This is a genomic window from Agromyces sp. NPDC055658, from assembly GCF_053618155.1.
In genome coordinates this window covers 1-5,448 of the sequence record NZ_JBSHHD010000069.1, presented here as the reverse complement: position 1 = coordinate 5,448, position 5,448 = coordinate 1, and the positions used below count along the sequence as shown (strand labels likewise).

Genomic DNA, 5,448 nt, shown 5'->3' with positions numbered 1-5,448 from the left:
CCCTTGGTGGGTGGGTTTGGTGGTCTCGGTGTGCACACCCCTGGTGTGGGGTGTGTTTGTTCTGTGTTGAGTTTGTGTTTCCGTCTGTTGGGAACCACAGAGTGGACGCGAGTCATCAGGGCCACGCACACGGCCTTTACTTGAATGAGTTCAAATCGTGTGGGTGTAGTGATAATCAAGTTATCGGCTTATTAGTACCGGTCAGCTCCGACAGTCGTTAGTCCTGTCTTCCACATCCGGCCTATCAACCCAGTCGTCTGGCTGGGAGCCTCTCCCCCCGAAGGGGATGGAAATCTCATCTTGAGGCCGGCTTCCCGCTTAGATGCTTTCAGCGGTTATCCATTCCGAACGTAGCTAACCAGCGGTGCTCCTGGCGGAACAACTGGCACACCAGAGGTTCGTCCAACCCGGTCCTCTCGTACTAGGGTCAGATCCTCTCAAATTTCCTGCGCGCGCAGAGGATAGGGACCGAACTGTCTCACGACGTTCTAAACCCAGCTCGCGTACCGCTTTAATGGGCGAACAGCCCAACCCTTGGGACCTACTCCAGCCCCAGGATGCGACGAGCCGACATCGAGGTGCCAAACCATGCCGTCGATATGGACTCTTGGGCAAGATCAGCCTGTTATCCCCGAGGTACCTTTTATCCGTTGAGCGACAGCGCTTCCACAAGCCACTGCCGGATCACTAGTCCCGACTTTCGTCCCTGCTCGACCTGTCAGTCTCACAGTCAAGCTCCCTTGTGCACTTACACTCGCCACCTGATTGCCAACCAGGTTGAGGGAACCTTTGGGCGCCTCCGTTACTTTTTGGGAGGCAACCGCCCCAGTTAAACTACCCACCAGGCACTGTCCCTGAACCGGATCACGGTTCGAAGTTAGATATCCAGAGTGACCAGAGTGGTATTTCAACAACGACTCCACCGACACTAGCGTGCCAGCTTCACAGTCTCCCACCTATCCTACACAAGCCACACCGAACACCAATACCAAGCTGTAGTAAAGGTCACGGGGTCTTTCCGTCCTTCTGCGCGTAACGAGCATCTTTACTCGTACTGCAATTTCGCCGAGTTCGCGGTTGAGACAGCTGGGAAGTCGTTACGCCATTCGTGCAGGTCGGAACTTACCCGACAAGGAATTTCGCTACCTTAGGATGGTTATAGTTACCACCGCCGTTTACTGGGGCTTAAATTCTCAGCTTCGCCTTGCGGCTAACCGGTCCTCTTAACCTTCCAGCACCGGGCAGGCGTCAGTCCGTATACATCGTCTTGCGACTTGGCACGGACCTGTGTTTTTAGTAAACAGTCGCTTCCCACTGGTCTCTGCGGCCACTCCCCGCTTCCTGGAGCAAGTCCATTCACGGTTCGGGCCCCCCTTCTCCCGAAGTTACGGGGGCATTTTGCCGAGTTCCTTAACCACGATTCTCTCGATCTCCTCGGTATTCTCTACCTGACCACCTGAGTCGGTTTGGGGTACGGGCGGCTAGAACCTCGCGTCGATGCTTTTCTCGGCAGCATAGGATCACCCACTTTTCATCCGCATCACGTCTCAGCCTTGATGAACCGCGGATTTGCCTACGGTTCGGCCTACACGCTTGCCCCGGGTCAACCATCGCCCGGGCTGGGCTACCTTCCTGCGTCACACCTGTTAATACGCTCACTCCACCAGATGGGGTCGCATGCCGCCTCGCGATCGTCCCCGAAGGGATCCACGCGGATTGGGATGCTTAGCACTCCTGATTTCATGTGGGCGGTTCTTCGCCGGTACGGGAATATCAACCCGTTGTCCATCGACTACGCCTGTCGGCCTCGCCTTAGGTCCCGACTTACCCAGGGCAGATTAGCTTGACCCTGGAACCCTTGGTCTTCCGGAGGACGGGTTTCTCACCCGTCTTTCGCTACTCATGCCTGCATTCTCACTCGTGTACCGTCCACGGCTGGTTTCCACCGCCGCTTCACCCGGCACACGACGCTCTCCTACCCATCAACACGGCTGGACCACGAAGGCCTACCACAAATGTCAATGCCACAACTTCGGTGGCGTGCTTGAGCCCCGTTACATTGTCGGCGCGGAATCACTTGACCAGTGAGCTATTACGCACTCTTTCAAGGGTGGCTGCTTCTAAGCCAACCTCCTGGTTGTCTGTGCAACTCCACATCCTTTCCCACTTAGCACGCGCTTAGGGACCTTAGTTGGTGGTCTGGGTTGTTTCCCTCTCGACGATGAAGCTTATCCCCCACCGTCTCACTGCTGCGCTCTCACTTACCGGCATTCGGAGTTTGGCTGACGTCAGTAACCTGTTGAGGCCCATCGGCCATCCAGTAGCTCTACCTCCGGCAAGAAACACGCAACGCTGCACCTAAATGCATTTCGGAGAGAACCAGCTATCACGAAGTTTGATTGGCCTTTCACCCCTATCCACAGCTCATCCCCTCCATTTTCAACTGAAGTGGGTTCGGTCCTCCACGACGTCTTACCGTCGCTTCAACCTGGCCATGGATAGATCACTTCGCTTCGGGTCTAGGACCTGCGACTGAATCGCCCTATTCAGACTCGCTTTCGCTACGGCTGCCCCACACGGGTTAACCTCGCCACAGATCACTAACTCGCAGGCTCATTCTTCAAAAGGCACGCTGTCACCCCAACAAGGAGGCTCCAACGGTTTGTAAGCAAACGGTTTCAGGTACTATTTCACTCCCCTCCCGGGGTACTTTTCACCTTTCCCTCACGGTACTTGTCCGCTATCGGTCATCTGGGAGTATTTAGGCTTATCAGGTGGTCCTGACAGATTCACACGGGATTTCTCGGGCCCCGTGCTACTTGGGATACCTCTCCGGGCCGTGCACGATTTCGACTACGGGACTCACACCCACTCCGGTCCGGCTTTCAATCCGGTTCGTCTATCGCACACGCGTCACCGTGACTGCACGGCAGTACAGTCCGAAAGGTCCCACAACCCCGACCATGCAACCCCTGCCGGGTATCACACATGACCGGTTTAGCCTCTTCCGCTTTCGCTCGCCACTACTCACGGAATCACGGTTGTTTTCTCTTCCTGTGGGTACTGAGATGTTTCACTTCCCCACGTTCCCTCTACCCGCCCTATATATTCAGGCGGGAGTCACCAGGTCACCCAAAGGGCCTGGCGGGGTTTCCCCATTCGGAAATCCTCGGATCACAGCTCGTTTATCAGCTCCCCGAGGCTTATCGCAGATTACGACGTCCTTCTTCGGCTCCAGATGCCAAGGCATCCACCGTTTGCTCTTAGAAACTTGAAATCACATGAGTTATAAGAAGCCACCAGCCCGAAAGCCGGCGGCGACCAATGATTAGTCACACACACCCCCGAAAGGGCATGTGATCGAAATCTTGTGATCGACCCCGAAGGGTCAATCTAAGATGCTCGCGTCCACTATGTAGTTCTCAACAGACGGCCAGAACCCCCACACCCACCAGCAACCGCCGGCATCGATGAAGGCCTGAAGGGAAACCATCCCCAACCACACCCCGAAAGGTGATGGCCATGTCCGGTCCCTCAGGACCCAACAGCGTGCACGCACCCAACCCGCAAACCCCAGTCGTTCCAACCCCACCGAAGCGAGGCGTACTGAACCAGAACCATTGGCCTGGATACCTATGTCAATGTTCCACCCATGAGCAACCAGCAAGACACACTCGGCCTTGATCTGGTATGCACTGCAGAAACCCGAAAGCTTCTGAGTTGCTCCTTAGAAAGGAGGTGATCCAGCCGCACCTTCCGGTACGGCTACCTTGTTACGACTTAGTCCTAATCACCGATCCCACCTTCGACGGCTCCCTCCACAAGGGTTAGGCCACCGGCTTCGGGTGTTACCGACTTTCATGACTTGACGGGCGGTGTGTACAAGGCCCGGGAACGTATTCACCGCAGCGTTGCTGATCTGCGATTACTAGCGACTCCGACTTCATGAGGTCGAGTTGCAGACCTCAATCCGAACTGAGACCGGCTTTTTGGGATTCGCTCCGCCTTACGACATCGCAGCCCTTTGTACCGGCCATTGTAGCATGCGTGAAGCCCAAGACATAAGGGGCATGATGATTTGACGTCATCCCCACCTTCCTCCGAGTTGACCCCGGCAGTCTCACATGAGTTCCCACCATAACGTGCTGGCAACATGCGACGAGGGTTGCGCTCGTTGCGGGACTTAACCCAACATCTCACGACACGAGCTGACGACAACCATGCACCACCTGTATACGAGTGTCCAAAGAGTTCACCATTTCTGGCGCGTTCTCGTATATGTCAAGCCTTGGTAAGGTTCTTCGCGTTGCATCGAATTAATCCGCATGCTCCGCCGCTTGTGCGGGCCCCCGTCAATTCCTTTGAGTTTTAGCCTTGCGGCCGTACTCCCCAGGCGGGGCGCTTAATGCGTTAGCTACGACACGGAAACCGTGGAAAGGTCCCCACATCTAGCGCCCAACGTTTACGGCGTGGACTACCAGGGTATCTAATCCTGTTCGCTCCCCACGCTTTCGCTCCTCAGCGTCAGTAAGTGCCCAGAGACCTGCCTTCGCCATCGGTGTTCCTCCTGATATCTGCGCATTCCACCGCTACACCAGGAATTCCAGTCTCCCCTACACCACTCAAGTCTGCCCGTACCCACTGCAGGCCCGAGGTTGAGCCTCGGGATTTCACAGCAGACGCGACAAACCGCCTACGAGCTCTTTACGCCCAATAATTCCGGACAACGCTCGGACCCTACGTATTACCGCGGCTGCTGGCACGTAGTTAGCCGGTCCTTTTTCTGCAAGTACCGTCAAGACCCAAAGGGCCCCTTCTTCCTTACTAAAAGCGGTTTACAACCCGAAGGCCGTCATCCCGCACGCGGCGTTGCTGCATCAGGCTTGCGCCCATTGTGCAATATTCCCCACTGCTGCCTCCCGTAGGAGTCTGGGCCGTGTCTCAGTCCCAGTGTGGCCGGTCACCCTCTCAGGCCGGCTACCCGTCGACGCCTTGGTGAGCCATTACCTCACCAACAAGCTGATAGGCCGCGAGTCCATCCCAAACCGAAAAACTTTCCACCCCACACCATGCGGTGCAAGGTCCTATCCGGTATTAGACGTCGTTTCCAACGCTTATCCCAGAGTCCAGGGCAGGTTACTCACGTGTTACTCACCCGTTCGCCACTAATCCCCAAGTGCAAGCACCTGGTTCATCGTTCGACTTGCATGTGTTAAGCACGCCGCCAGCGTTCGTCCTGAGCCAGGATCAAACTCTCCAAAAAAAATGGTTCCCAACACCCAAAGGCATCGAGGAGTTCAAATCACTGACAGAGAAACAACTGACTTCAAAAAATCAAATTGTCCATCAATCAAAGGAATCCCACCGATCCAAAGACCGGCTGGGGTTCAATAAATTGGCATTGAACATAGTGCACGCTGTTGAGTTCTCAAGGAACGGACGCACCCG

Annotated in this window: 2 rRNA genes; both read right to left on the bottom strand. The window is 55.6% G+C overall.

What is annotated here, in order from left to right:
* Positions 1–171: 171 nt before the first annotated feature.
* Positions 172–3,277: ribosomal RNA gene (locus ACWGPE_RS18365) — 23S ribosomal RNA — on the bottom strand.
* 454 nt (positions 3,278–3,731) lie between these two features.
* Positions 3,732–5,263, bottom strand: a 16S ribosomal RNA gene (locus ACWGPE_RS18360).
* The 16S and 23S rRNA genes sit together here, the layout of an rRNA operon.
* Positions 5,264–5,448: the final 185 nt, after the last annotated feature.